The sequence below is a fragment of the Arthrobacter sp. ZGTC412 genome, assembly GCF_002929215.1.
Lineage (GTDB): Bacteria > Actinomycetota > Actinomycetes > Actinomycetales > Micrococcaceae > Arthrobacter.
Map to the genome: position 1 here is coordinate 1 of NZ_PJII01000006.1, position 23053 is coordinate 23053.

The 23053-nt window shown below is 62.2% G+C and carries 21 protein-coding genes; 12 read left to right on the forward strand and 9 right to left on the reverse strand.

Features of this window, described 5'->3' with window-relative positions:
- Positions 1 to 272, forward strand: a 272-nt coding sequence (locus CXQ88_RS09375; protein ID WP_104043907.1) for a recombinase family protein, incomplete at its 5' end; no start/stop codon positions are given.
- 344 nt (positions 273 to 616) lie between these two features.
- On the opposite strand, the gene CXQ88_RS09380 is transcribed toward CXQ88_RS09375, so the two are convergent.
- The 3 genes from CXQ88_RS09380 to CXQ88_RS09390 form a co-directional block, all read right to left on the reverse strand.
- Positions 617 to 1033: a CBS domain-containing protein gene (locus CXQ88_RS09380; RefSeq protein WP_104043908.1), complete on the reverse strand. Its 417-nt coding sequence runs from the start codon at positions 1031 to 1033 to the stop codon at positions 617 to 619.
- 239 nt (positions 1034 to 1272) lie between these two features.
- Positions 1273 to 1518, reverse strand: coding sequence for a hypothetical protein (locus CXQ88_RS09385; RefSeq protein ID WP_104043909.1), 246 nt, complete (start codon positions 1516 to 1518; stop codon positions 1273 to 1275).
- A gap of 309 nt (positions 1519 to 1827) precedes the next feature.
- Positions 1828 to 2556 carry a hypothetical protein gene (locus tag CXQ88_RS09390; protein ID WP_146069177.1) on the reverse strand — a complete coding sequence of 243 codons (729 nt, stop codon included), beginning with the start codon at positions 2554 to 2556 and terminating at the stop codon, positions 1828 to 1830.
- A 591-nt stretch (positions 2557 to 3147) separates the two neighbouring features.
- Between CXQ88_RS09390 and CXQ88_RS09395 the strand changes: the two genes are divergently transcribed.
- The 6 genes from CXQ88_RS09395 to CXQ88_RS09420 all read left to right on the forward strand — a co-directional run bounded on the left by CXQ88_RS09395 (position 3148) and on the right by CXQ88_RS09420 (position 12490).
- Positions 3148 to 8658: a peroxidase family protein gene (locus tag CXQ88_RS09395; RefSeq protein WP_258061791.1), complete on the forward strand. Its 5511-nt coding sequence runs from the start codon at positions 3148 to 3150 to the stop codon at positions 8656 to 8658.
- Between the two features lie 1134 nt (positions 8659 to 9792).
- Entirely contained in the window at positions 9793 to 10068 is a 276-nt protein-coding gene (locus CXQ88_RS22280; protein WP_258061792.1) for a hypothetical protein, read from the forward strand.
- Positions 10069 to 10606: 538 nt separating this feature from the next.
- Complete coding sequence (locus CXQ88_RS09405; protein WP_258061793.1) at positions 10607 to 10990, forward strand: DM13 domain-containing protein; 384 nt, start codon at positions 10607 to 10609, stop codon at positions 10988 to 10990.
- Positions 10991 to 11055: 65 nt separating this feature from the next.
- Complete coding sequence (locus CXQ88_RS09410) at positions 11056 to 11598, forward strand: hypothetical protein (protein ID WP_146069179.1); 543 nt, start codon at positions 11056 to 11058, stop codon at positions 11596 to 11598.
- 38 nt (positions 11599 to 11636) lie between these two features.
- Entirely contained in the window at positions 11637 to 11930 is a 294-nt protein-coding gene (locus tag CXQ88_RS09415) for a hypothetical protein (RefSeq protein WP_146069180.1), read from the forward strand.
- Positions 11931 to 12052: 122 nt separating this feature from the next.
- Positions 12053 to 12490, forward strand: coding sequence for a VOC family protein (locus CXQ88_RS09420; RefSeq protein ID WP_104043915.1), 438 nt, complete (start codon positions 12053 to 12055; stop codon positions 12488 to 12490).
- A gap of 55 nt (positions 12491 to 12545) precedes the next feature.
- Here CXQ88_RS09420 and CXQ88_RS09425 read toward each other — a convergent pair whose 3' ends face one another.
- Positions 12546 to 12824 (reverse strand): hypothetical protein, encoded by a 279-nt coding sequence (locus CXQ88_RS09425; protein ID WP_104043916.1) that lies wholly within the window; start codon positions 12822 to 12824, stop codon positions 12546 to 12548.
- A 542-nt stretch (positions 12825 to 13366) separates the two neighbouring features.
- On the opposite strand from CXQ88_RS09425, the gene CXQ88_RS22285 reads away from it, so the two are divergent.
- From CXQ88_RS22285 to CXQ88_RS09440, 3 genes are all read left to right on the forward strand, one after another.
- On the forward strand, positions 13367 to 13666 hold the full coding sequence (locus CXQ88_RS22285) for a hypothetical protein (RefSeq protein ID WP_258061794.1): 300 nt from the start codon (positions 13367 to 13369) through the stop codon (positions 13664 to 13666).
- Positions 13667 to 14237: 571 nt separating this feature from the next.
- Positions 14238 to 14801 (forward strand): hypothetical protein, encoded by a 564-nt coding sequence (locus CXQ88_RS22110; protein ID WP_146069181.1) that lies wholly within the window; start codon positions 14238 to 14240, stop codon positions 14799 to 14801.
- Between the two features lie 182 nt (positions 14802 to 14983).
- Complete coding sequence (locus CXQ88_RS09440) at positions 14984 to 15913, forward strand: alpha/beta fold hydrolase (RefSeq protein ID WP_258061795.1); 930 nt, start codon at positions 14984 to 14986, stop codon at positions 15911 to 15913.
- A gap of 2 nt (positions 15914 to 15915) precedes the next feature.
- On the opposite strand, the gene CXQ88_RS09445 is transcribed toward CXQ88_RS09440, so the two are convergent.
- The 4 genes from CXQ88_RS09445 to CXQ88_RS09460 all read right to left on the reverse strand — a co-directional run bounded on the left by CXQ88_RS09445 (position 15916) and on the right by CXQ88_RS09460 (position 19339).
- The gene (locus CXQ88_RS09445) at positions 15916 to 16764 is read right to left on the reverse strand and encodes a hypothetical protein (protein WP_104043919.1); all 849 of its coding nucleotides are present in this window, start codon (positions 16762 to 16764) and stop codon (positions 15916 to 15918) included.
- Between the two features lie 155 nt (positions 16765 to 16919).
- Positions 16920 to 17984, reverse strand: a complete 1065-nt coding sequence (locus tag CXQ88_RS09450) for a spore photoproduct lyase family protein (protein WP_104043920.1) — start codon at positions 17982 to 17984, stop codon at positions 16920 to 16922.
- 159 nt (positions 17985 to 18143) lie between these two features.
- On the reverse strand, positions 18144 to 18566 hold the full coding sequence (gene arfB, locus CXQ88_RS09455) for an alternative ribosome rescue aminoacyl-tRNA hydrolase ArfB (protein ID WP_104044065.1): 423 nt from the start codon (positions 18564 to 18566) through the stop codon (positions 18144 to 18146).
- Between the two features lie 89 nt (positions 18567 to 18655).
- Positions 18656 to 19339, reverse strand: a complete 684-nt coding sequence (locus CXQ88_RS09460) for a hypothetical protein (RefSeq protein WP_146069182.1) — start codon at positions 19337 to 19339, stop codon at positions 18656 to 18658.
- Between the two features lie 248 nt (positions 19340 to 19587).
- On the opposite strand from CXQ88_RS09460, the gene CXQ88_RS09465 reads away from it, so the two are divergent.
- A complete protein-coding gene (locus CXQ88_RS09465; RefSeq protein ID WP_104043922.1) occupies positions 19588 to 20715 on the forward strand; it encodes a serine hydrolase domain-containing protein in 1128 nt (375 codons plus the stop codon).
- Between the two features lie 20 nt (positions 20716 to 20735).
- On the opposite strand, the gene CXQ88_RS09470 is transcribed toward CXQ88_RS09465, so the two are convergent.
- The gene (locus tag CXQ88_RS09470; RefSeq protein ID WP_104043923.1) at positions 20736 to 21194 is read right to left on the reverse strand and encodes an SRPBCC family protein; all 459 of its coding nucleotides are present in this window, start codon (positions 21192 to 21194) and stop codon (positions 20736 to 20738) included.
- Between the two features lie 218 nt (positions 21195 to 21412).
- Here CXQ88_RS09470 and CXQ88_RS09475 point away from each other — a divergent pair, with 218 nt between their 5' ends.
- Complete coding sequence (locus tag CXQ88_RS09475; protein WP_104043924.1) at positions 21413 to 23011, forward strand: ABC-F family ATP-binding cassette domain-containing protein; 1599 nt, start codon at positions 21413 to 21415, stop codon at positions 23009 to 23011.
- Positions 23012 to 23053: the final 42 nt, after the last annotated feature.

The following is a 23053-nucleotide window of genomic DNA, read 5'->3' on the forward strand; positions in this document are numbered from 1 at the left end:
GGTCGATGCTCTTTACGATCATGGCCGCCCTCGGGCAAATGGAACACGAGATCAAGCGCGAACGTGTCACCGACTCCATCAATAAACGCAGAGAAGCTGGAAAGGACCTCGGCGGCCGACCCCGCCGGGTCACTGACAGTCAGATTCGAAGCGCAGTCCACCTGGTAGAAAATGGCGAGCCCGCGGCGCAGGTCGCCCGCGACTTCGGAATGTCTAGGGCAACGTTCTATAGACGCTCCCGAGCACTTATGAACCAACAGGGTGCCATTTAGCGCTGGCAAAACCGCGCCATTTGCCGCTGCGATTCACAGGGACTGTTCACATGTTGCTCATACCGTCTTGCCAAAAAATCCATAGATGAGACGGGATCGGGGCGTCGAACGGCCGACCCGCTACTGTCATGTATCACTGACAGGAGAACGGCGTACCGAAGGCGAAAAGCACCTGTGCAAGTAGCTACGCCGCGGGTACAAAGGAAGCCCGCCGATGGGGGACCGGCGGGCATTCCGGGTCAGAGGCTATCGGCGACTGATCTAGACACCGAGTGGAGCGATTTCCTCAGTTGGGGGACGACACCTGGAAGGCCCATATGCACGAGAACGGACCTCCCTACACGTCAGTAGAAAGAGATGAGTTCGACAAGTTCGCCAACTTTATCCTCCGGGTAGTTGCGAGCGACGTCCGCCTGGGTAAGTATCCCAACCAGGTCATGGCCGTCAATTACCGGCAGCCGGCGCACCTGATGCTCTCCCATTACCCTGATCGCTTCTTCGACGGAATCGCCGGCACCTATTGTCACCGGCTTGCCCTGACCAAACTCCCCGGCCTTCGCAGTACGTGGATCTCCGCCCTCCGCGAAGCATTTAATCACGATGTCCCGGTCCGTGATCATGCCCTTGAGGCGGTTGTCCTCTCCACAAATTGGCAGGGCGCCGACGTTTAGATCTTTCATCTTCCGTGCCGCTGCCTCCAAAGTCTCGTTTTCACCGATGCATTCAACGCCGCCGGTCATAATTTCACGTGCTGTGGTCATGGCATTCTCCTCTTTAGCTTGTGCCCGGGGGGCGCCAGGCATTCCAGGTATCGGGCGTTCCCCTGACTTCAGGATCCACGACCGGTCTCCTGCCGCGTGATTCGATGAAGTCGGTGATTTTCCGCAGGTGACCTCGACCTGCTTGGCAGTGCAATACAGCTCCGTCCCAGATCTCCTAAATAATTTGCCTCCTGTTCTTTTGCAGCTTCTGCTTCAGTTCGGCTCCGTACGGGCCTCGATTAAGGCATTGCTGAGCCTCCAGAGGGCCAGCCTGGCGCAGGCCGCCAACCGGCCCCGAGCAGGAAGGGACCATCAGGCTCTGGGGCGATGGTCCCGATTGCGCTGGACTGCTCGGCCTGGCCCCTGTAGATATGCAGGACGAAGGAGTTGATCAGGATGTATGCAAGGCCCATGAAGACGAATCCGGTGCGGGCCAGGATCCGCAGGGCGGGGCTTTGGTCTGCCGGGGCCCCTTCGGAGAGCACCTGACTAGCCTTCCCCGTTGCACTGCCCATGACTGGCCCTTCCCGACGTGTACCCGGTTTTCCGTGGTCCGCTCAGCAGCGCCAGCCCGTAAGCATCGCGGACTGCTCCAGTCTAGATCCGTGCGAATCGTCCCGACAGACCCTGCTGGCTGCGACAGCGGAACATGACGCCCACTGTTGCCCGCGGTCTTGAACCACTTGAGCCAAAGTGCGACTTCGCCGTTGGCTACTAGCCCCGCACGGGCTGCCTCGGGAAGTAGTGCCAATTGGGAGGAGCTTCCTGTCAGGCCAGTATCCGTATCTTTGCCCTCACGGTGTGGTTTCTTCGGCCAATCCCGGATCCGAGAAGACCTCCGACTCCGAAGTCGTCCCGGTCTCGGGGGCAGGCTCCATGCTCTGTTCGGTTTCGGGGGCTAGTTCCGCCGGCAGGGGGTCGCCTAATTCATTCGCTCCCGGCTCTTCGGTTCCGGTCGAGCCGCTGTCCCCGCCGGGGCTGCCGTTCGTGGTCAGGCCACCTTCTTCGTTGAAGCCGTCCTCAACTTGCCCAGGCACCTGCCCCACGTCCTCAGTCGATTTGTCTGTCTCGCGGGGAACAGTCGTATTGCCGCTCAGTGCTTTGCCGAGCGTCGTCGTGCGCTCGGCCGCACCGTCGTCGATGTTCGACGTCGAGGAGACAAGGCTGGAGATGGGCTGATTGGTTCCAAACTCGACCGCAGTAAGACCCACCATCGCGAGAACGAATGCGGCAGCACTGACTGCCCCGACCTTGATCCAGGTCTTGGGGGTGAGGCGTCTATTCGCAGGTTTGGCTCGAGGTTCATCGCTCCTGGCCCGAACGCCGGCGGCGAGCACGTCGCCGTCGTCAGCTCGCAGGCCCTGTCTGCCTCGCTGGGGGATTTTCGTGAGTGCCATGGTGGCGGCCGAACTGAGTGTTCGGGCATACAAAGCGGCGCCTACTGTGGCGACAATAGAGCCGAGTGCGGCGCCGATAAGTGTTCCGGCAACACCGAGAAAAGACCCCACCAAGGCAGAGGTCACCGCGGCCAAAGCTGAGCCAATAGTTTGAGTGCCACTTAGTCCAAGGAACTGTTTTGGCTTGTCTTCTTCTATAGCGGGGTCCGCAGGCATCTATTCACACGCAATTCAGTCGGGATTGTTACGAACAGATAACGATACCAGCCCTGGAGTTGGTTCCTGAGACGCCACACTTGCTGGAGGCGGGGCGGCCAGCCACTCGACGCCAACGGACCCCCGCGGTGACTTGGCGCGGGCGGGAACCCTTGGGGTTCGGGTTGCCGGGGACATCAGGGTGGGGGGACGAGGGGCTGGATGCACGTAAATTGTGCGATCGGAGCCCCCAATGTGGGTGGCTTCACACGCCAACCAGCCGCTGGCACAAGGTTTTTACGAGGATCCCATCGGACGATGGCACCGTTCTATCCCCCTCCTAGCGGTAGGTGTCCCTTGAAACTCTTTGGCTGGAAGTCAGACGGGGGCGCGGATCAAAGTCGATCCGGAGCCCTCACGGATCTACCTTTAAACCGGCGGCTACGACGCAACAAACGGCGTCAGCAGCCGGTTTCCTTCAGGGTGGTTGCTGCGGCAACCACCCTTGTGATGCCCGCGGCGATGGGATTGCCCGTGGTGGCGGCCAACGCGGTACAGGCACCCGTAGGCGCCGGATTCACCGTAACCCCCTCAGATCTGTCCTTCATCCTGAAACAGATCAAAATCGCCGAGGCCCACGTCGTGAACACGACGTCGGAAACGGGACCCTGCGGCGCCCTCGTGGGCACCGGCCCGAACCAGCTGGCCAGCCCGCTGCTGTCTTTCGGTCTCCGGACCGTGGACGGGAGCTGCAACAACCTCCAGCCGGGCCAGGAAACCTTCGGCGCCGCCGACCTGGTATTCCCGCGTCTGACCTCGAAGTCGTTCCGCGACGCTGAAAGCGGCACTGCCAATCCGCGCGGAACCGCGGTGGACACGAGCTACTCGCAGAAATCCGGGGACGTCTTCGACTCCCAGCCGCGCGTCATCAGCAACCTGATCGTGGACCAGACGTCGACCAACCCGGCCGCTGTTTCCGCTGCCGGCAATCCCGTCCGCACTCAGGGCAACGAAGGCGTCAAGCCCTGCGCCACGGACCCCGATCCGCTCGCAGAACCGCCGGTGGCCGCGAATCCGGCCGGTTGCGTCCCGTCCCACAGCACGCTCTTTATCCCCAACGTCACCACCGATGTCGGTTTATCGCCGCCCTACAACTCCATGTTCACCCTGTTCGGGCAGTTCTTTGACCACGGCATTGACCAGACGGTGAAGGGAGGAGGAACGGTTTACGTTCCACTGAAGGCCGATGATCCGCTGATCGCCGGTCCGGACCACAACATGGCCACGACGGCTGATAATCTTCCGCCCCAGCTCCGCTTCATGGTCCTGACCCGCGGCCAGAACCAGGACAACGGCACTCCGGGCGACACCAGCGACGACGTGCAGGACGCCCTGAACACGGACTCCCCATGGGTGGATCAGAGCCAGACATACACCTCGCACGCGTCCCACCAAGTCTTCCTGCGCGAATACGCCAAGAACGCTGCCGGCCAGCCTGTGTCCACCGGCAAGATGCTCGGGGGCATGCCCGGCACGCCGGAAGCAAGCGGTATGGCAACGTGGGAATCCACGAAGAAGCAGGCCCGCGACCTGCTCGGAATCCAACTGCTGGACAAGGACGTCCTGAACGTTCCGATGCTCGCCGTCGACCTTTACGGAAATTTCATTCCGGGAGCCAACGGTTACCCGAAGTTCGTAACGGCAACGGGGGAAGTGGAAGTCGACCCGGCTGCTAACGGAGGCGCAGGGACCCTTGTTCCGGCAAACGTGCGTTACTTCAACACCCCATTCCTGACCGATATCGCGCATAATGCCGACCCGTCGGCCAAGGACACGGACCACCGACCGGACACCCCGCCTGTTGCCCCGCAGCCGGACGGGGACACGGCGGCCTCGGCTGACTTCGCCAGCCAGCCCGCGGGTACGTACGACGATGAGATGCTCAACGCCCACTTCATTGCCGGTGACGGGCGTGTGAACGAGAACATCGGCCTGACGGCCATTCACCAGGTGTTCCATTCAGAGCACGACCGCTTGGTCGATGACGTCAAGGCCACGCTGGCGAAGCCGGAGAATGCCGCACTTCGCGCCAGCTATGAGGCGGTCGGCGATTCCACGTTCGACTACGGGGAGCGCATCTTCCAGGCAGCCCGCTTCATCACGGAGATGGAATACCAGCACATTGTGTTCGAGGACTTCGCCCGCAAGGTACAACCGGCCATCAACCCGTTCCAGCCATTCGCCTTCACCGAAACCGATATCAACCCGGCCGTCACGGCCGAGTTTGCCCACGCCGTCTACCGGTTCGGCCACTCGATGCTCACCGAGACCATCTCCCGACGCAACGAACACAAACCCGGAACCGACGGGACCTACGGGACCTCGGATGACGTCGCCGGTTCGGTGAATGACATCTCACTGCTGGAGGGTTTCCTCAATCCGCCGGCCTACTTTGACGGCGGCGATGCCGGCAAACTGACCCCGGACCAGGCTGCGGGCAGCATCGTCATGGGCATGTCCGACCAGACCGGCAACGAACTGGACGAATACGTCACGGATACACTACGGAACAACCTGCTGGGCCTCCCTCTGGACCTTGCCGCCATCAACATCACCCGCGCCCGCTCCGAAGGCATCCCCAGACTGAACGCGCTGCGTAAGGAAATCCACGAAGCCACCAACGACGGCCAGCTCAAGCCCTACGTGAACTGGATCGATTTCGGGGAGAACCTCAAGCACCCCCAGTCCCTGATCAACTTCGTGGCAGCCTACGGCAAGCACCCAACCATCACGGAGGCATCAACGCTGGCAGCAAAGCGCGCAGCTGCCCGCGCCATCGTCAACCCGGATACGATCGCAGGGGATGTTCCACCGGCGGACGCTGCAGCGTTCATGAACGGTACCGGCGAAACATGGGCCGATGCAGAAGGATCGACAAGGACGGGTCTTGAAGACGTCGACCTTTGGGTCGGCGGCCTGGCAGAGCGGACCAACCTGTTCGGCGGGCTGCTGGGCAGCACGTTCAACTACGTGTTCGAGAAGCAGATGACTGAACTGCAGAACGGGGACCGTTTATACTACTTGGCGCGTACCCCTGGCATGAACCTGCGGGCACAGCTGGAAGGCAACTCTTTCGCTGAACTGGTGATGCGCAACACCAATGCCCAGGCGCTGAAGGCTGACGCCTTCGCCACCGCCGACTGCAAGTTCGAACTGAAGAACCTCGCCGGCACCCGGGACGGCTTCAACAGCTTCGGCAACACCGTCGCGAACGACGCGGACTCGGAGTGCAACGAAACCGCGGTTCTTATCCGCATGCCCGACGGCACGATCAAGTACCGCGCCTCAAACACCGAGGACCCCGCCGGCATCAACGGCCAAGGGGTTTACAACGGCACTGCAGGAGCCGACCGTATCTACGGTGGCGTCGACAATGACACCTTCTGGGGTGGTGAAGGCAACGACATCATGGAGGGCGGCGACGGGGCCGACGTCGCGCTCGGCGGCGCAGGCAGCGACATCATCACTGACATCGCCGGGGACGACATCCACAAGGGCGGCCCGGGCAACGACGCGATCGACGGCGGCCCGGGACTGGACATCGTGATGGGCGGCGACGGCAGTGACTTCACCAACGGCGGGGAGAACGACAATGAAACCTTCGCCGGTGAAGGCAATGACTTCGCCATTGCCGGCAAGGGTCTGGACGCGGTCATCGCCGGAGGCGGCGACGACTGGATGGAAGGTGGCGAAAGCGCCGATCTGCTGATCGGTGACTCCAGCAACCTGTTCTTCCTGGACGATTCGGAAAAGCCGGGCCATGACATCCTGATCGGCCAGGGCGGCGACGATGACTACGACATGGAAGGCGGGGACGACATTGGACTCGCAGGCCCAGGCATCGAAAAGGCCGCTGGTGGTTCCGGCTACGACTGGGAAATCGGCCTGCACGATCCCCAGCCGCAGGACGCCGACCTCAGCCTGCCGATCCTGCCCCTGGATGTCCTTCAGATTGGCGTCCGCGACCGTTACAACGAAGTGGAGGCGCTCTCCGGAGGCCCCCTGAATGACAAGCTGCGGGGTGACGACATCATCCCGAGCGAACGCGGGGGCGAAGGCTTTATCGGCTGCAACGTCCTGGATGAGCACGGGGTGAACCGCATTGCCGGCCTCAGCGAACTGATCCCGGCAGAAGCGCGGACCACTCGCATCGCGGACGTTATTGCGGCCTCGGCCTCCCAGGGCTGCCCGGTTCTGGACTCCTCGGAGAACGCCATGGCTTGGGCTGACGGCAACATCCTCCTCGGCGGCGGCGGCAGCGACATCATCGAAGGCCGTGGAGGCAACGACATCATCGACGGTGACCGCTACCTGAACGTCCGGCTCAGCGTCAAGAACGACGCCGGCGAAGTGATCGGCAGTGCCACGGGAATGACCACGCAGTACCTGAAGAACGAGGCCGGTGCCCTGACCGGAGCGACCCTCCAAGCGGACGTATACGCCGGCAAGGTCGATCCGGGCAACATCCAGGTAGTGAGGGAACTCCTCTCCACCAGTGGTGGCACCGACAAGGCCGTGTTCTCCGACATCGAGGTGAATTACACCGTCACGGAACAGAACGGAGTAACCACGGTGACCCACAACAACGCGGGTCCTGACGGAACTGACACCCTTCGGAACATCGAAACCCTGGTCTTTGCGGACTCGGTTGCACCAAGCGCACCCACCGGCGTCTCCGCCGTCAGGGGCAACGGTGAGGCAACGTTGAGCTTCTCTGCTTCTGAAGCAGGCGGCATCACCGAAGCGTTTGAGATCAAGGTCGTCAACGTCGCAACGGGTGCCCAGGTCGGCGCGCTACGCAGTGCAGAAGGTGATGCCACCAGCCTGGTGGTTACCGACCTGACCAACGGTGTTGCGGTCCGCTTCGAGGTCACGGCCACGAACGTCCACGGATCCAGCCCGGTGGTGGCGTCTAACGCGGTAACTCCTGCCGTGCCGGTGCTGGTGACGGCTGCCCCGACTATTACGGGAGCTGCCGTCGTCGGAGGCCTGCTGAGCGCCAACACTGGTGTTTGGGGACCTGCTCCGGTGACGCTGACCTTCCAGTGGTTCGCAAACGGCACAGCAATCAGCGGAGCCACGGCATCCAGCTACACCCTGAAGGCAGGAGACGCGGGCAAGGCAATCACCGTCACGGTCACCGGTTCCAAGGCCGGGTATGCGACGGCAGCCCAGACCTCGGCCGCGGTAACGGCAGCCAACGTAGTGGGCATCACGACCGCACTCCGGGACTTCAACAGTGACGGCAACGCGGACCTGTTGGCCAGGGACTCGAGCGGAGTGCTCTGGACCTACCTGGGCAACGCAGCTGGAGCATTCCCGACGCGCGTCCGGGTTGGTGCCGGCTGGAACACCATGAATGTCATCAGCGCCTCCGGCGATGTGAACGGTGACGGCCGGGCTGACCTGTTGGCCAGGGACTCGAGCGGTGTGCTGTGGTCCTACCTGGGCAACGGCGCCGGAATCTTCCCGAACCGGATCCGCGTTGGTGCCGGCTGGAACACCATGAATGTCATCAGCGCCTCCGGCGATGTGAACGGTGACGGCCGGGCCGATCTGTTGGCGAGGGATTCGAGCGGTGTGCTGTGGTCCTACCTGGGCAACGGCGCCGGAATCTTCCCGAACCGGATCCGCGTTGGTGCCGGCTGGAACACCATGAACGCCATCACTTCCTCCCGCGACCTGAACGGCGACGGCCGGGCTGACCTGTTGGCCAGGGATTCGAGCGGCGTGCTGTGGTCCTACCTGGGCAACGGCGCCGGAATCTTCCCGAACCGGATCCGCGTCGGTGCCGGCTGGAACACCATGAATGTCATCAGCGGTGCCGGTGACCTGAACGGCGACGGCCGGGCTGACCTGGTCGCCAGGGACTCGAGCGGCACGCTCTGGTCCTACCTGGGCAACGGTGCCGGAATCTTCCCGACACGGGTCTCGGCCGGCACCGGATGGAACACCATGAACGCCATCAGCTAGTACGCTTACCAGCCGCCGCCCGGGCCCGGAAGGGCCCGGGCGGCGGCTCCACCCCGTATCTGTCTTCATTGCGTATGCGGGCCCAAGACGCCACGCCCGGACCTCCCACCACACCGCGCAGCCACAGCGCGGGGGAGGCCGGGTGTGTTTTGTGCCGCCGGGGTCCATGGAGGGACGTGGGTGGTAATAGTCATTTCCGCTTAGTAGAAAGCTCCCAATAAAAACCGATTGGCTGGGTCACCAGGAACCAGCTGCCCAGCCCCTCACCACCGGTGTCTGCTGCCTGTCCTGCCGGGCTTTCATCAGCTGCCGGGAGCGGAGCGATGGACGATCCCTAACACGCGCAGTGGGTTTGGGACGGCCTACTCTGGCCGGGTTCTTCCTTCGTTCGGTCGACGGCATCGCCACCAAGAGGGTGCCCACGCCGAAGTTCTGGGATCGCACCCAGTCGAAAAAGCTCATCGAGCCCAATGGCGGAACCTCAGAAAGCTGAGCAGTCTCTGCCGGCCGCACGGAAATTGCCATCGTGCCGAGAAATAGGTCCAGTGACCAAAAGGCGGTCTGGCAGGATCTCGAAGTTCGGGCAAGGCTACGAAGAAGGACCCGATGACGGCCGCAGGCATGATAGCCAGAATGGCATCCGCCGCCTACGGCCGCATTAGACGGTAGGTGTTGATCCACCATCCCAGAACAGAATGACGCAGCCCTGGATAAGGGCCATGGCAGCGAACCCTGCGGTGAACGCCGCAACTCGGCCGCTTTAAGCTCTCTGCGACGATGTACCTCGCCACACGGCAGTTCGGGATAGCGCCTCTAATGGAACGACTATTCCGTGGAGGTTCCCTCAGTTGGTACTCGCCCAAGGTCGTGTTTCTCCCACCGTTCAGCCCTTCAGAGCAGCGAATCTGGGTTGGGTGAGGGTAGCATCGTGATACTTGAGAGCCTGGAGGGGGCAGCGCCATCAAATACCGCAAATTTCCACTTCTAATTGCTGTGCTCTTACCGGGATTGTTTCTCAGCAGCTGTTCGGACGCCTCGGGGTTCAAAGCACTGGAGCGTCCCGCCACAGCTGACGACGCCCTTCCTAATGGCGCCAGCTTCGGTCCGGAGACAAAGCTGGACAAAGTCCTCCTTGTGGCCGAAGCCAACGGCAAGAAATACTTCCTCGGCCAGGACGATCAGAAACTTCGGGCATGCCTCGGCACCTTTCCTGTAGACAACCCAGCGGGGTGGCACAGCGGATGCGCAAGCGCCGGTACACCGAAGGGAGAGATCCTCAAAACCTATGGACCGGATCAGGAAGCGTCCATTCTTGTTACAGACGGGTACGACACGAAAGAGCTTGAAACGTCCGGCTGGACTCTAATCCATGACAATATTCTGGTCTCCGAGTCAGTGAGAAGCCCGTAGAGGGTTCGGTTTAAGTGGTGTCCGTTATCCCAAACGCAGTGTTCAGAAGGAGGTCTCGGTTGTTACGACAACGGCGAGCACCACAACGGTCAAGAACATCCCTTTCACGGACCGGACCAAGAAAGAATCGACGAGTTCCTGGATGAGTACCTCGTGGCAGCTGGGTTTGACCTCGCAAAACTCTATACGGACTGATGGTGCCTAGGCGAGGCATCCCAGGCAGCGTTCCTTCAGGAGGAACAGAATCGCAACTGAGAAGCTACTGCTCACGATCGCGAAATCGATCCACAGCTTGTAAACAAATAGCACAGCAAGGCGGCACATTAGGAGCATATTCCCAGTGACCGCGGGCTTTCTTGCCGGTCGGGTAAGGTGCGTAGGCGAGCACTTACCGGGGGGAATCATGAAACTGTTTAGGCTTGCCCTAATTTCAGGCGCCGTTTTTGGGTGCCTGACGGGCTGCACCTACTCCGACCCGCCGTCACCGGCAGTAACTCCCCACACGGATTCCCCTTCGTCTCCGAGTTTGGACCCGTCCATGACGCCCATGATTCTCCAGGGTAAGTTTGAGTCTCAAGCCTTTGTTACCAGTGGTTTGGCGACTATTCGCGTCAGCGAAACAGGTGCGGTGCTGCAGTTGGACGACTTTTCTACCGGTTCTGGTGAAAACCTCCGTCTCATGCTTAGCCCCGGTACCCTCAGCCCAAGTGACAAAGGGGAACCCGGACTAAGTTCTACCTCCCTTATCGACCTGGGGCCGCTTAATGAAGGGCCTAGTCAGCGGCTCGAGATGGACATCAAAATGTGGTCCGCGATCCAAACACCTGTTCGGAGTGTTGTTGTTTTCAACTACGCAGATAAGGTCGCGTACGGCACCGCCAACCTTACGGAGCTGCAGCCCGAAGCGGGCAGCGGCTTATGAGCAGGGCGACATCGTTTCACTCGCCGTCGGTCCAAACCAACCGCCGGCGGTTAACCTTCGGTTGCATGTCCGCGTTTACTTCCCTGTTCATAGGGGTCACCGCCCATGCGTGCCTTGCTTTGACTCTTGAAGCGGGTGTGGAGCGTCTGGTTTATGTCGTACTGCCGGATTGGGGCCTCATTTTCTGTGCGCATTTCATCAGCGGCGCGACAGCGGTGACAGCACTTGCCTTGCTGATACCACCCCTCATCAGACGAATATCGCGAACCTGGCTTCGCCGGCTAACTGCCGTTCTGGTGGGCTTGATCGCTGCCGCGGCGACCTTGCCGTGGCTCTTGTACTTCGTGGGTATCGGTATAAACGCTGCAACTTCTTACACTATGGTCACGGCTGAAAACGGCGAAAAAGTGCTCGTCCAAGGACCGGGCTTCGACCCAGCGGATTTCACCGTGTATCGACAGGAATCCTTTTTCGTGTACCAAAGGAGCGCGGTCGGGACGTCCGTCTCAGACATCTTCGAATCCGATGAGTGCACGCTCACAGCTCGCAGCGCCGAACTCCTGCTCACCTGCGCAGCCGACAGCATTCCTCGTCCGCCCCTCTCTTGATGCCACTCCCGTTGCCATCTGGACACGGGCAGGTCCTGGTGGGGTCCCAGAGATATGTCAGCAGCAGCAGCAGCTTCGCCGGCGACGGCCGGCTACAACAGGATGGCAGTCGTGTCAGTGGCTGTGCTTTGGTGGCCATGGCCGGATTCTTCTTCGGGAGCTTCACGACCCTGGCAGTCTTCGCCGTCGGCGCTGGTCACGTTGCCCTCAACCAGGTCAACCGTGACGGCGGCCAGGCGGCAGCTCGCGCGGGCTCCCTTGCTGTCGGTTATGCCATTGGTATCTTCCGTCTGCTCATCACCGTCATGTCCGTTTTCTGGGCCTACACCTAAGAATTCGCTGTAATTGTCCGGTCGCAACGGGATGCAAGCGGGCCTACCGAACCATGACCGGTCATGGTTCCCCTGCAGCCGCCGGCTGGAGCTAGTCGGCCTGGCTCGGTAACGTGCAACGCATGGCCATCAAATTTGAGAACGTCGGCATCGCCGTTCGCGACCTCGAAGCAGCGATCTCCTTTTTCACCGACCTCGGTCTCACGGTCATCGGCCGTGACACGGTCAGTGGCGAGTGGACCGACACTGCCGTCGGGCTTGACGGCAACCACGCCAACATAGTTATGCTCCAAACGCCTGACGGTCACGGTCGCCTTGAGCTCTTCGAGTACATTCACCCCGAAGCGATTGAGTCGGAGCCCACTCGTCCTAACGAGATCGGCATGCACCGCGTTGCGTTCTCAGTCGACGACATGGACCAGGCCTTGGAGATAGCCGCAAGGCACGGCTGCCATCCGCTTCGGGGCGTTGCGACCTATAAGGACGTCTACAAGCTCACGTATGTCCGCGGTCCCAGCGGCATCATCGTGATGCTCGCCGAGGAACTCAAGAAAAGCTGAGGACCGCGTACGCGCAAATAAGAGCGCCGCTGACAGCCTGATTCCTACCGTGTGGTTACAGCGGAGTGCCGTCAGCAGCCAATATGCCATCAAGCTGGGCGGCTTGATGTGCCTGAAACGCCTTGTCCGCATTGGCGTTTGTGCTCGCGAGCATCGGTATGTCGAGGCTCGCGTTGCAGCCTCGGCACCGGATCTCATCCGTCCACACCCAACTGTATGCCGCGTGCCATTCCTGTACTCGTCGCATGGCTGCGGTGATTGTTTCAGTTTTGGCCGCAAAGTGCGCTGCGTCCTCGCCGCTGAGGCTTGTCCCGATCTCGATATCGATGCTCATCTTGCCTCTTTCGCCGCGCCCCAAATGGTGCTGTTGACAGTAATGGGTACAGCACCACGAAGGAACAGGCCGAAGGTCACGGTTGCCTAACCCTTCAGGCAGAACCCCAACCGGCTGATGGAGCACGCCGTTCCTTCGGGAAGCGAACCCCAGAGCGACGGGTTCCGTGAGGGCAGTTGAAGTTGAGGTGATGCCCTTGAGTGCGCTGGCGTTCAGCTCTCGGAAATAGCGTTTGCCTCCTAAGATTATGTCTCGGAGCACGAACAGGGCGCCGCAACGGCAGAACGCCTCGAATGACGCGTTGATCGGGCACCGGGACCGCGGCTCACCCGCTTCGCCCATAGAGCTTGCAATCTGCTGCCGCCAGCTAATACCGTCTCGACCAGCGGGCTGCAAACAACAAGCGGAAGGCTTTTCATGCTGAAGGAAGTCGCTGAGGGCGTTCTAGTGCACGAGAGTGAGTTCATTCAGAGTAATTCCGTTGTCGTGCAGGGCCGGGACGGTGTGTTGCTCATCGACCCCGGGGCATAACGGGCGACGAAATGGCGGCACGCGCGTACGACCTTCGCAAGTTGGGCCAGCCCGTCGTAGCAGGCTTTTCGACACATTCTGACCGGGACCACGTGCTCTGGCACGCGAACTTCGGCGACGCGCCCCGTTACGGCACAGCCCGCTGCGCCGCCTCCATCCACGAGCTGCTGTCTCACGCGGACTGGAAGGGCCGCATAGCAGTGGGACTCCCGCCGGAGTACGCCGAGGAAATCCCGATGGATCTGCTCGGTCTCATCACCGGTTTGCCCGCCGAAGCTGCGCAATTTCCTTGGGACGGCCGGCGGAGCTGAGCAGCTACGAGCACGAATAGAACAGGATCGCGCGTACGTGCAGGACCTGCGAGACGGCGGTGTTCCTGAAGACCCGCGGGTCGGTCCATCGACCACGCTGGGATGGTTGCCCGACGTGCATAGATGGCAACTCCAGCGGCTTGCCCAAAGAGGGCAGAACGAGTCGTTCGAATAGCGGTCGCGTACGGCGCACTAAACCCATACATGGTTCGCTTACGAGGAACGGCGAGACCGCCCATGCTCACGCGCCGAAGTGAGCTAAGCCCTTTTAGCGTCCGGTTCGACTTCGGTAAGCAGGTGGAACAGAAACTCCGAAAGCACCGACCAGGTGGTGCTCTCGCGCGGGCGGATCCGTGATCTCCGATCACAGGCCACAAGACGCTGACTTTCCACCGGGGAGGGCGAGCTGGTCACCGGTGAGACTCTGGCCTGGACGAGGACGTCGTCCAGTTCTGCAGAAATTGGAACCTCTATACATCACCAAACTTCTCTTTATGCCTACAGGACCGAGTCATTACGAGTAAGACGCCCAGACAGCCCTGGCAGTGAGAACTACGTCTCGAAGAGGAAGATGGCAGGATCGGTTCAGTGTCCACTCGCGCGCCATACACATTTGGTTCCTGGCCTCGGTGTTTTCAACGCTGAAGAGGAACTGTTGCCCCAACTCGTCCATCAATTGATCGATGAGACGAGTAATCGATCCGAAGGCCAGCACGTTCTGCTGGAAATGTCCCCGCTTTCTGCTGGCGTCCGCAAGCATGTGCTGTTCAAGTACTCTCGTGGGAGCGTTCAGGCGAAGGATTCCAGAGAACCTGATGTCTGCCGTTTGAGAGGCGGCAGCCGTCTCCTCGAAAAGTTTTGTCAGCGCCGAATCGAGTCCGAACCGCAACTGCGCGAAGGCAAGCAGATACATGACGCCCGAATCGATTACAGCCCCTTCCCCGGCCAAGGCTGCTTGAGCGAGCACATGGTTGATCACGGCCTGCTGGCGCCCTATGCCAGGTTCAGCCGGAAGCCAGCGATGGTCTTCGGTAACGTGGCGCGGGATCCTGACCAGCCGGCGCTGATCGTCATTGTCCCGCCAGCCGGCGCCGTGGGCCGAGCCGATTCATTGTTGATCTTCTACCCCCTCTAAGACCAATGTCTTCTGTAGAAGGGATGCGAAGCGGGGGAAGGAAGTTCCCCAGGGCGCAACGCTGCGCGCGGGTAGTAGGAAGGCCACGCGGGAGGCCCGGAAGGGAATCTTGGTGTGGTGCTTTGAAATCGAGCAGTCCAGCGAGCTAGAGAACAAGTGGACGAGTGATGGAAGGGCAATCAATGACCAATAGCGGATGGGTGAACGTGCCCAATGCCAAAATCTATTGGGAAGCGGCTGGAGAACCTTCAAACATCCCAGTCCTTTTCCTTCACGGTGGCCCTGGTGGTTCCCTTGGCCAAGGCGGTTACCGAAAACGCCACGACCACAACCGGTTCCGTGTTATCGGCCTGGACCAGCGCGGTTGTGGCAAGAGCACTCCCGCCGCCCAGGACGACCTTGACCACTTGGCGGAGAACACGACGCAAGCGTTGATCAGGGACATCGAGGCCGTCAGAGAGCACCTGGGCATAGAAAGATGGATCGTCACCGGGGCTTCCTGGGGTAGCACGCTGGCGCTCGCCTATGCCCTGGAACATCCCGACCGGCTCCTCGGCGTCGCAGTGGTGGCGGTGACAACAAGCAGCCGGGAAGAGATCCAATGGATCACGGAAGATGTCGGCCGCATCTTCCCCGAAGCCTGGGACAACTTTGCGGAGGCGGCCAAGGCGGCACCCGGTGAACGTGTGGTGGAGGCCTACGCCCGTCGTATGGCAGGACAGGATCGCGACGACGCCCGGCTGGCGGCGCTGTCTTGGGACCGATGGGAATCCACCCACGTTTCGCTGGACCCCAACTGGTTTCCGGGCCCGTTGTTCAACGACGAGCGAGAGCGAATGACGTTCGCTCTGCTAGTTACCCACTACTGGGCGAATGACGGATTCCTCATCGACGGACAGGAGATCATCCCGCGGGTCCACAAGCTCAACGGCATCCCCGGTTACCTTATCCATGGCCGGCGGGACATCAGCGGTCCTGTAGTCACCGCGTGGCAGCTACACCGGCGGTGGAAGTCAAGCCAACTCGTTGTCATCGAGGAGGATGGGCATGGCGGGCCTGCCTCCATGGCGGCACTGACGCAGGCAGTCGAAGACATCGCTGCAACGATCTGAGTTCAGGCGGCATTCTGAGATGCCACACTCCTCGAAGCCGACGATCCGGCCTGGGCTCGCGGCAGCACCAGCATGTAGCCGGTCGGAAGGTCGCTGCTCCAGCGTCGCGGCTCGCGGACAACGAACTGCGCGGCCAACTGCTCAGGGGTAAGCAGGCTGTTGGGGGCGGGCGACGGACCCCATTGCCCGCTGCCGTGCGGGTACAGCGGATCCTGGACGCGGATTCCCGTGACCGAAAACTCCGGGAACTGCATCGGATCGCCAAGGGACTCGAACCCGCTCATCACCCACGCGTGACGGCCCCTCCACATAACCAGCCCTACTGGCCGGCCTGTCTCAGCGATGGCACGCGCCGCGGTCTGCAGCGCGTCGTCGTAGTCGGCGACGCTGACGACGGAGTACGGCCCCATTCCAACTTCGGTCAGTACCTGCGCCCAGCCCAGCGGGTTGGCACCGTTGAACGAGTTGGACGACCGTGTTCGGGCCATTTCCCACAGTTTGCCCTGATGTGCGGAATCCGTCCACGTGCCGCCCCCGGTGTCGTCGATGAGGTTATGCGCGATCTGGATGCTCGCCGCAACACACCAGTCGAAGGTGTACTGCGGCACGAAGTCACCCTCCTGGTAGAGGTTAAAAGCAAACGGCCGGGGCGGCACCAGAATAGGTGTGGTAACCGGCGCCGGGGCAGATTGGGGGGCGAGGGCTACGTCACTCGCGGCTGGCGGGGCAGGGGATGCAGTGGTGGGACGCTCAGTGTCCGCGTCATCAAGGCCGATCGGGGGCGCGCAGCCCGCGAGGAAGGCCGCCAGGGCGATGAGCCAGGCCAGAAGACGTGTACGGGCACCGATCATGGTCGGTCCAGTCTAGCGCGCTGCCACGGGCCCCGGGCAGGGGATGGGGTCCCAAAACTGGGGGCCACAGCGCCAATTCGGGAGGCGACGGCGCGGTACCGCAGGCCGTGAGGTGCCCCGGCGGGGCGGGGTAACGGCGTCGTCCGTTTTGAACATCAGAAGGCGTAGCGGATTCGGCAGTAGGGCGCTATGTCCTCAATAAGCGCGGTCAGTTGGCGCACATAGCGCCCCTTGCTTCCTGAACGGTAGCGGACGTTGGTGAAGCCGTTGGACGAGACCTTCGATTCCTGAAGGTCCGGACGCCACAGCACCTTCTCGGCCTGCGGATGCCACCCCATATTGACCTCGTGGAGCTGCTCGTTGTGGGTCAGGAAGATGACTTCAGCCGCGAGCTGGGCCTTTGCGGCTGCTGTGAGGGTGGCATCGAGCTGGCGCAGCAGCTGCTCCCAATCGCTGAGCCAGGTGTCCGTAATGATGACGGGGGAGAAGTTCACGTGCACCTCGTACCCGGCATCGACGAAGTCGTTGATGGCAGCCATGCGTTGAGCCACCGGCGAAGTCCGAACGTCAATGGACTTCGCCAGATCCGCGGGCATGAGGGAGAAGCGGACCCTGGTGTGGCCGCCGTGGTCCCAGTTGAGCATTGCCGGGTTCACGTACTTGGTGGCGAAGGACAATTTGGCGGTGGGCAGGTCGCGGAAGAGCGTGACGAGATCCTCCACGTTGTCGCTGATCAAGGCGTCCACTGAGCAGTCACTGTTTTCGCCGATGTCGTAAACCCACAGTTCCGGGTCGCACTGGTTGGGTTCCAGCTTCATGCCTTGGCGAGTGACGTGCCGCTCGAGCGCCCCGGCGATCTGGTCGATGTTCGCGAACACGGTTACCGGGTTGCTGTACCCCTTATGCCGGGGCACGTAGCAGTAGGCGCATGCCATCGCGCAGCCGTTCGCGGTTGACGGGGCAATAAAATCCGCGGACCGGCCGTTTGGCTTGACGGTCAGCGCCTTCTTGACGCCGAGGACCAGCGACTCCGTCTTTATCCGGGACCAGCGCGGAACATTCGTTTCATCACCGTGGACCTCGGGAATGTTCCAATGATTGTCGACCAGCACGACGCCGGCGTCCGGCCAGCATTCGACAATCTCCTTGCCCCTGGGAAGCTCCAGCGCAGCAGGCTGCGCATAGATGCGCCGTATCTGCAGAAGCCGGTTGAATTCCATCAGTTCATTCTCCCAAGACGGTGAAGATACCGCGGGAGATTAAGCCCACGGCATCATGTTTCCGCGCCTCTGGGCCAGAAGCCTGCCAGCTGATGTCCCGGTCCGAAGATTCGGAAAACCCGCAGCAGCCCCCCCCCGAAAATGACAACAGCTGAGCGGTTACTCGGCGGGTGGCCGCCTCCGTTGCTGCTTCGTTGCAGACCGCCTTTCCTTGGCCGCGAGCCGGCGACGGTTCGAGCCGCGGGTGGGTTTAGTCGCCCGGCGGCCAGGCGCTTCCGGGGCAAGGCCCCCTGCCACAAGGTCGGCGAGTTTGGCCAGGGCGATCTCGCGATTGCGCAGTTGGGAGCGGTACTCTGACGCCGTAACGGTAATTGCTCCGGAAATGAAACGCGATCCGAGACGCCGGACCAGAACCGTCCGTTGACTGCCCGAAAGAACCGCGGAGTCCCTGACGTTCCAAGAAAGTTGCACGCGGCTGTCCGAGGTGTTGACGTGCTGACCGCCTGGCCCGGACGAACGCGAAAACCGCCAGTCGAGTTCTGACGCGGGAATAGTGAGCGCGGGCGATACCTCCAAATCCATGCAATCAGCGTTGCACATAATCGAACCTTCACAAGGCGGTCAATCCACCATCGCTCTCTAACCTTCGTTGATATGGAAGTCCAAGGTGTTCATAACCGCGCCTCGTTCGTGGTTAGTGGCGGCAGCGCCAGCTGGTAGGTCCGGTCCTGCTGCTCGTCCGAGTAGTCCAGCTCCAGCTCCGGGGAATCACGCGGCGCCAGGTAACTGATCAGTAGGTGCTCCGAGGAGCGCGGTGCTATCGGTCCGGGATTGCGGTCGGAGTCCTGCGGAGTCACAGTTACAGCCGATGGACTCAGCTTCAACCGGAGCTGGCCCGGACTGAAAAGCACCGGCTCAGCCCCGGCATTCTGAAGTTGCACTTCGAGCACCACGACGTCGGCCCAGGTGAGGTTCAACGGTTCCGGCCCCGCGGGGTCACCCAACGACCCCTCGTCGTGGCCATGTGCGTCGGGGTCGGGCTGTCCCGCATTGCTGACACGCTGGATTTGCATGCCGCCTCCGACGCCCCCACCGGCCTTCATGCGCGAAGCAGCGGCCGCCAAGGTCTTGAAAGCTGGTTGCCCTTGGGCATCGAGCCGGGCAAGGCGTCCGGCCCTGACAATTGCCAGGGATCCAAATGCGGTGGCCACACTCGTGGTTGTGTTCTGCGGACTCCGTCCGGCAACTCCATAGGTACCTCCGGCCAGCAGCAGGAAAGCACCACCACTCAGGACCAACCCGAACTGGCGGCGGCTTAGGCCTCGATTAGTGAAATTGCTTGGTTGAGAGTTCATGTCGTCTCCATGTAGTCGCGGAGTAGGGTCATCCTGCTGGCCGGAAAGGGGGAAGGTTCGCAACGACATCGCGCCCCTTCCGCCGGTCTACTTGCCCTGATCCCGTGGTCTCAACACCGGGGCTCTAATGTTTTGTAATCTTGACCTGCGGCGCTTGGGAAATTCTTGGCACGGTCCTCGACTACTACGAGGTTCTTCCATGGCCGCAGGCGCTGGCGCAATTGGCGCCCTGGCTGCCACTCTGAGTCATGACCCCTGCTGACCACCCGTCGCCTGAACCGGGCGGGCTGCCCCGCCAACTTTCCGCCGGTGGTGTCGATGCCCTCCTGCAAAGGATCGCTTCGGCCGCAAACATTCCGGGAATGTCCATCGCGGTGGCCGCTCCGGACAGGGTCCTCTACGTCGGTGCCGTCGGTTACGCCGATCTGGCGCAACGGCGTCGAGCCCGGCCCGAGGACCAGTACCTGTGGTTTTCCATGACCAAAATTGCCACCGCGACTGCCGCGATGAAGCTGCACGCCGACGGCCACCTCGACCTCGACGCTCCCATCGGCACCTACCTGCCCGGCTACCGGCCGCACCGGAGGCACGGCCACCCCACCACACGCCAGTTGCCTACGCACACTGCCGGACCGGGGAACCCGCTGCCCGTACGCTGGGTCCGCCCCGAGCATCAACCGGCGGACCCGGGTTCGCTCACCCGCATCCTTAGCAAGCACGGCACGCCGCGCAGGAGGGTCGGCACACGGGCCGCCTACTCAAACATCGGCTACTTACTGGCAGGCGAGGTTATGCAGGCCGCTACTGGCGCCCCGGTTGAGGAGTGCGTCCAGGACCTGGTGCTCAACCCCTTGCGCATGACCGCGACGGGATACAACTACGACGGCGCCGCTCCCCGCGCCGTAGGGTATGTGCGAATGGCACGTGGGCTGCGACCAGTGCTGGTTCGGATCCTGCCCGAAGGGGTAGTTGGGCCGACGGTGGGGCGGTACACCAGCCTGAACCCGTTCCTGGTCAACGGCGCCGCGTACGGAGGTCTGGTTGGCACCGCCACCGACGCCTCCCGGTTGGCTGCGGCGCACGCAGCCGCGGCCGCGGACCCGCACCGTGTCCTGGGGCAGGGCCACATTGAGGAGATGCGAACCATAAAAGCCCGGGGCAAGCGGTTCGACCATGGCATCGGCTGGTTCCGCAGGCCCGCAGATGCCAACCGGTGCCCTGCATTCGTCGAGCACTATGGGACCGGAGGTGGCTTCTGGAACGCGATGCGCATCTACCCGGAGGACCGGCTCGCCATGGTCGCGATGGCCAACACAACTGCCGCTTGGGATGTGGACCGGCTCTTTACCCGGCTCAAAAGCCTGCCCTGGGCCTGATCCAGTTCGGTTAGCGCCACTCAGATCCCACGGATGGAAGCACCCGCCAGGTGGCGGTTGCGCGTCTCGATGAGTTTCTGAAGGTAGCGGGCCAGGACCAGCCTTTCGGCCAGCCGTCCCAGGAATCCGAGAGGAGCCGCGAACTCGATGCGGTCTATCATCACGGTTCCGGCGGGGTCGTCTTTGAACTCATGCACGTGGCGGAAGCGGCGAAAAGGGCCCTTGATTTGCTCATCCACAAAGTAGCTGGGAGCTTCCATCTCGGAGATGCGGCTCGTCATCCTGAGCGGAAAGCCGAAGTGCCACGCCCGCCACGTCACTTCCTCACCCAGGGAGATGAGGCCGGACGTCACACCGGCAACGGCTTCCTCGCGGGACCCCGCCATCGATTCCTTATGGGCGTCGACGCTCCGGGCCAGGTCAAACAGCTCCCGTCGGGACAAGCTGGTCCTCGTGATGCACTCAAAGTTGACGGCCATGATCAGAGTATTTCAGTTCTCCGGCTCGAAACGGGGCAGCCGCGGACGCCAATGGGTGTTCGACCCCGGAAACCGCACAGTCCTCACCAGCACCGCGGTTCTGCACTGAAGGCGCGGACGGTAGACTTGGGTGGGCCGTTCTCCGGCCATTGCCGCCCACGCCCACCACAGACGCTCTGGGCTGCGGCTTATCCCTGCTGTGAAAGGCTTTACCTGCTGTGATTACTGTCCAGGATCTTGAACTGCGCGCCGGCGCCCGGCTCCTGATGGACCAGGTGAGCTTCCGCATCGACAAGGGAGACAAGATCGGCCTGGTGGGCCGCAACGGTGCCGGGAAAACGACGCTGACACGGGTCCTGGCAGGGGAGGGGCTCCCTGCTGCCGGCAAAGTCACCCGCACCGGCGAGATCGGCTACCTGCCCCAGGATCCCCGCACCCCGGACATGGAGCAGCTCGCACGGGACCGCATCCTGTCCGTCCGCGGCCTGGACATCGCCGTCGGCAAGCTCCGCCTCGCCCACGAAGAGATGGCCAGCGAGGATGCCGCGGTCCAGCGCAAGGCGATGAACCGCTATGACCGGCTCGAATCTGAGTTTCTGGCGGCCGGCGGTTACGCGGCAGAAGCCGAGGCCGCGGCAATCTGCTCCAACCTCGCGCTGCCGGACCGCCTGTTGAACCAGCCTCTCAAAACCCTTTCCGGTGGCCAGCGGCGCCGCGTGGAGCTGGCCCGGATTCTCTACTCGGACGCCGAGACCATGCTCCTCGATGAGCCCACCAACCACCTCGACGCTGATTCCATCGCCTGGCTCCGTGACTTCCTGAAAAACCACCAGGGCGGGCTCATCGTGATCAGCCACGACACCGAGCTGCTCGAGGCCACCGTCAACAAGGTCTTCCTGCTCGATGCGAACCGCGCGCAGATCGACTTTTACAACATGGACTGGAAGCGCTACCTCACACAGCGCGAAACGGATGAGCGTGCCCGCAAGCGTGAACGCGCCAATGCCGAAAAAAAGGCCCAGGTCCTGTTCGACCAGGCCAACAAGATGCGCGCCAAGGCAACCAAGGCCGTGGCCGCACAGAACATGGCCAAGCGCGCCGAGCGCCTGCTGAGCGGACTGGAAGCTGTCCGCGAAAACGACCGCGTGGCAGCCCTGCGCTTCCCGGACCCGTCGCCCTGTGGCCGGACTCCGCTCACTGCCGAAGGCCTCAGCAAGTCGTACGGTTCACTGGAGATCTTCACCGACGTGGACCTCGCAATCGACCGCGGCTCCAAGGTGGTCATCCTTGGCCTCAACGGCGCCGGGAAGACCACGCTCCTGCGGATGCTGGCCGGCGTCGACACGCCTGACACCGGCGACGTCATCGCCGGGCATGGCCTCAAGGTGGGCTACTACGCCCAGGAACACGAAACGCTGGACGTCGACCGCACCGTCCTCGAGAACATGCGCTCCTCCGCGCCGGACATGAAGGACGCAGAGGTGCGCGGCATCCTGGGCTCCTTCCTGTTCTCCGGCGACGACGTGGACAAGCCCGCCGGTGTCCTCTCCGGCGGCGAGAAGACCCGCCTGGCCCTGGCCACCATCGTCGCCTCCAGCGCCAACGTCCTACTCCTGGACGAACCCACCAACAACCTCGATCCCGCCAGCCGCGCCGAAATCCTGGGCGCCCTCAGGAACTACAGCGGCGCCGTCGTCCTGGTCAGCCACGACGAAGGGGCAGTCGAGGCCCTCAACCCGGAGCGCGTCGTCCTGCTGCCCGACGGCATCGAGGACCACTGGAACGAAGACTACCTGGACCTGATCACGCTGGCTTAGGCGTTCCCCTTGGCTGGGTTCGTTGCGCAGCGGACGGAACAC

Coding starts and splice junctions, on each gene's coding strand:
- CXQ88_RS09465 (WP_104043922.1), top strand. CDS start 19,588: ATGACCCCTGCTGACCACCCGTCGCCTGAACCGGGCGGGCTGCCCCGC.
- CXQ88_RS09425 (WP_104043916.1), bottom strand. CDS start 12,824: ATGAGCATCGATATCGAGATCGGGACAAGCCTCAGCGGCGAGGACGCA.
- CXQ88_RS22110 (WP_146069181.1), top strand. CDS start 14,238: ATGGCAGGATCGGTTCAGTGTCCACTCGCGCGCCATACACATTTGGTT.
- CXQ88_RS09420 (WP_104043915.1), top strand. CDS start 12,053: ATGGCCATCAAATTTGAGAACGTCGGCATCGCCGTTCGCGACCTCGAA.
- arfB (WP_104044065.1), bottom strand. CDS start 18,566: ATGGATTTGGAGGTATCGCCCGCGCTCACTATTCCCGCGTCAGAACTC.
- CXQ88_RS09450 (WP_104043920.1), bottom strand. CDS start 17,984: ATGGAATTCAACCGGCTTCTGCAGATACGGCGCATCTATGCGCAGCCT.
- CXQ88_RS09395 (WP_258061791.1), top strand. CDS start 3,148: ATGGGATTGCCCGTGGTGGCGGCCAACGCGGTACAGGCACCCGTAGGC.
- CXQ88_RS09440 (WP_258061795.1), top strand. CDS start 14,984: ATGACCAATAGCGGATGGGTGAACGTGCCCAATGCCAAAATCTATTGG.
- CXQ88_RS09445 (WP_104043919.1), bottom strand. CDS start 16,764: ATGATCGGTGCCCGTACACGTCTTCTGGCCTGGCTCATCGCCCTGGCG.
- CXQ88_RS09410 (WP_146069179.1), top strand. CDS start 11,056: ATGTCCGCGTTTACTTCCCTGTTCATAGGGGTCACCGCCCATGCGTGC.
- CXQ88_RS09380 (WP_104043908.1), bottom strand. CDS start 1,033: ATGACCACAGCACGTGAAATTATGACCGGCGGCGTTGAATGCATCGGT.
- CXQ88_RS09460 (WP_146069182.1), bottom strand. CDS start 19,339: ATGAACTCTCAACCAAGCAATTTCACTAATCGAGGCCTAAGCCGCCGC.
- CXQ88_RS09405 (WP_258061793.1), top strand. CDS start 10,607: ATGACGCCCATGATTCTCCAGGGTAAGTTTGAGTCTCAAGCCTTTGTT.
- CXQ88_RS09470 (WP_104043923.1), bottom strand. CDS start 21,194: ATGGCCGTCAACTTTGAGTGCATCACGAGGACCAGCTTGTCCCGACGG.
- CXQ88_RS22285 (WP_258061794.1), top strand. CDS start 13,367: ATGGCGGCACGCGCGTACGACCTTCGCAAGTTGGGCCAGCCCGTCGTA.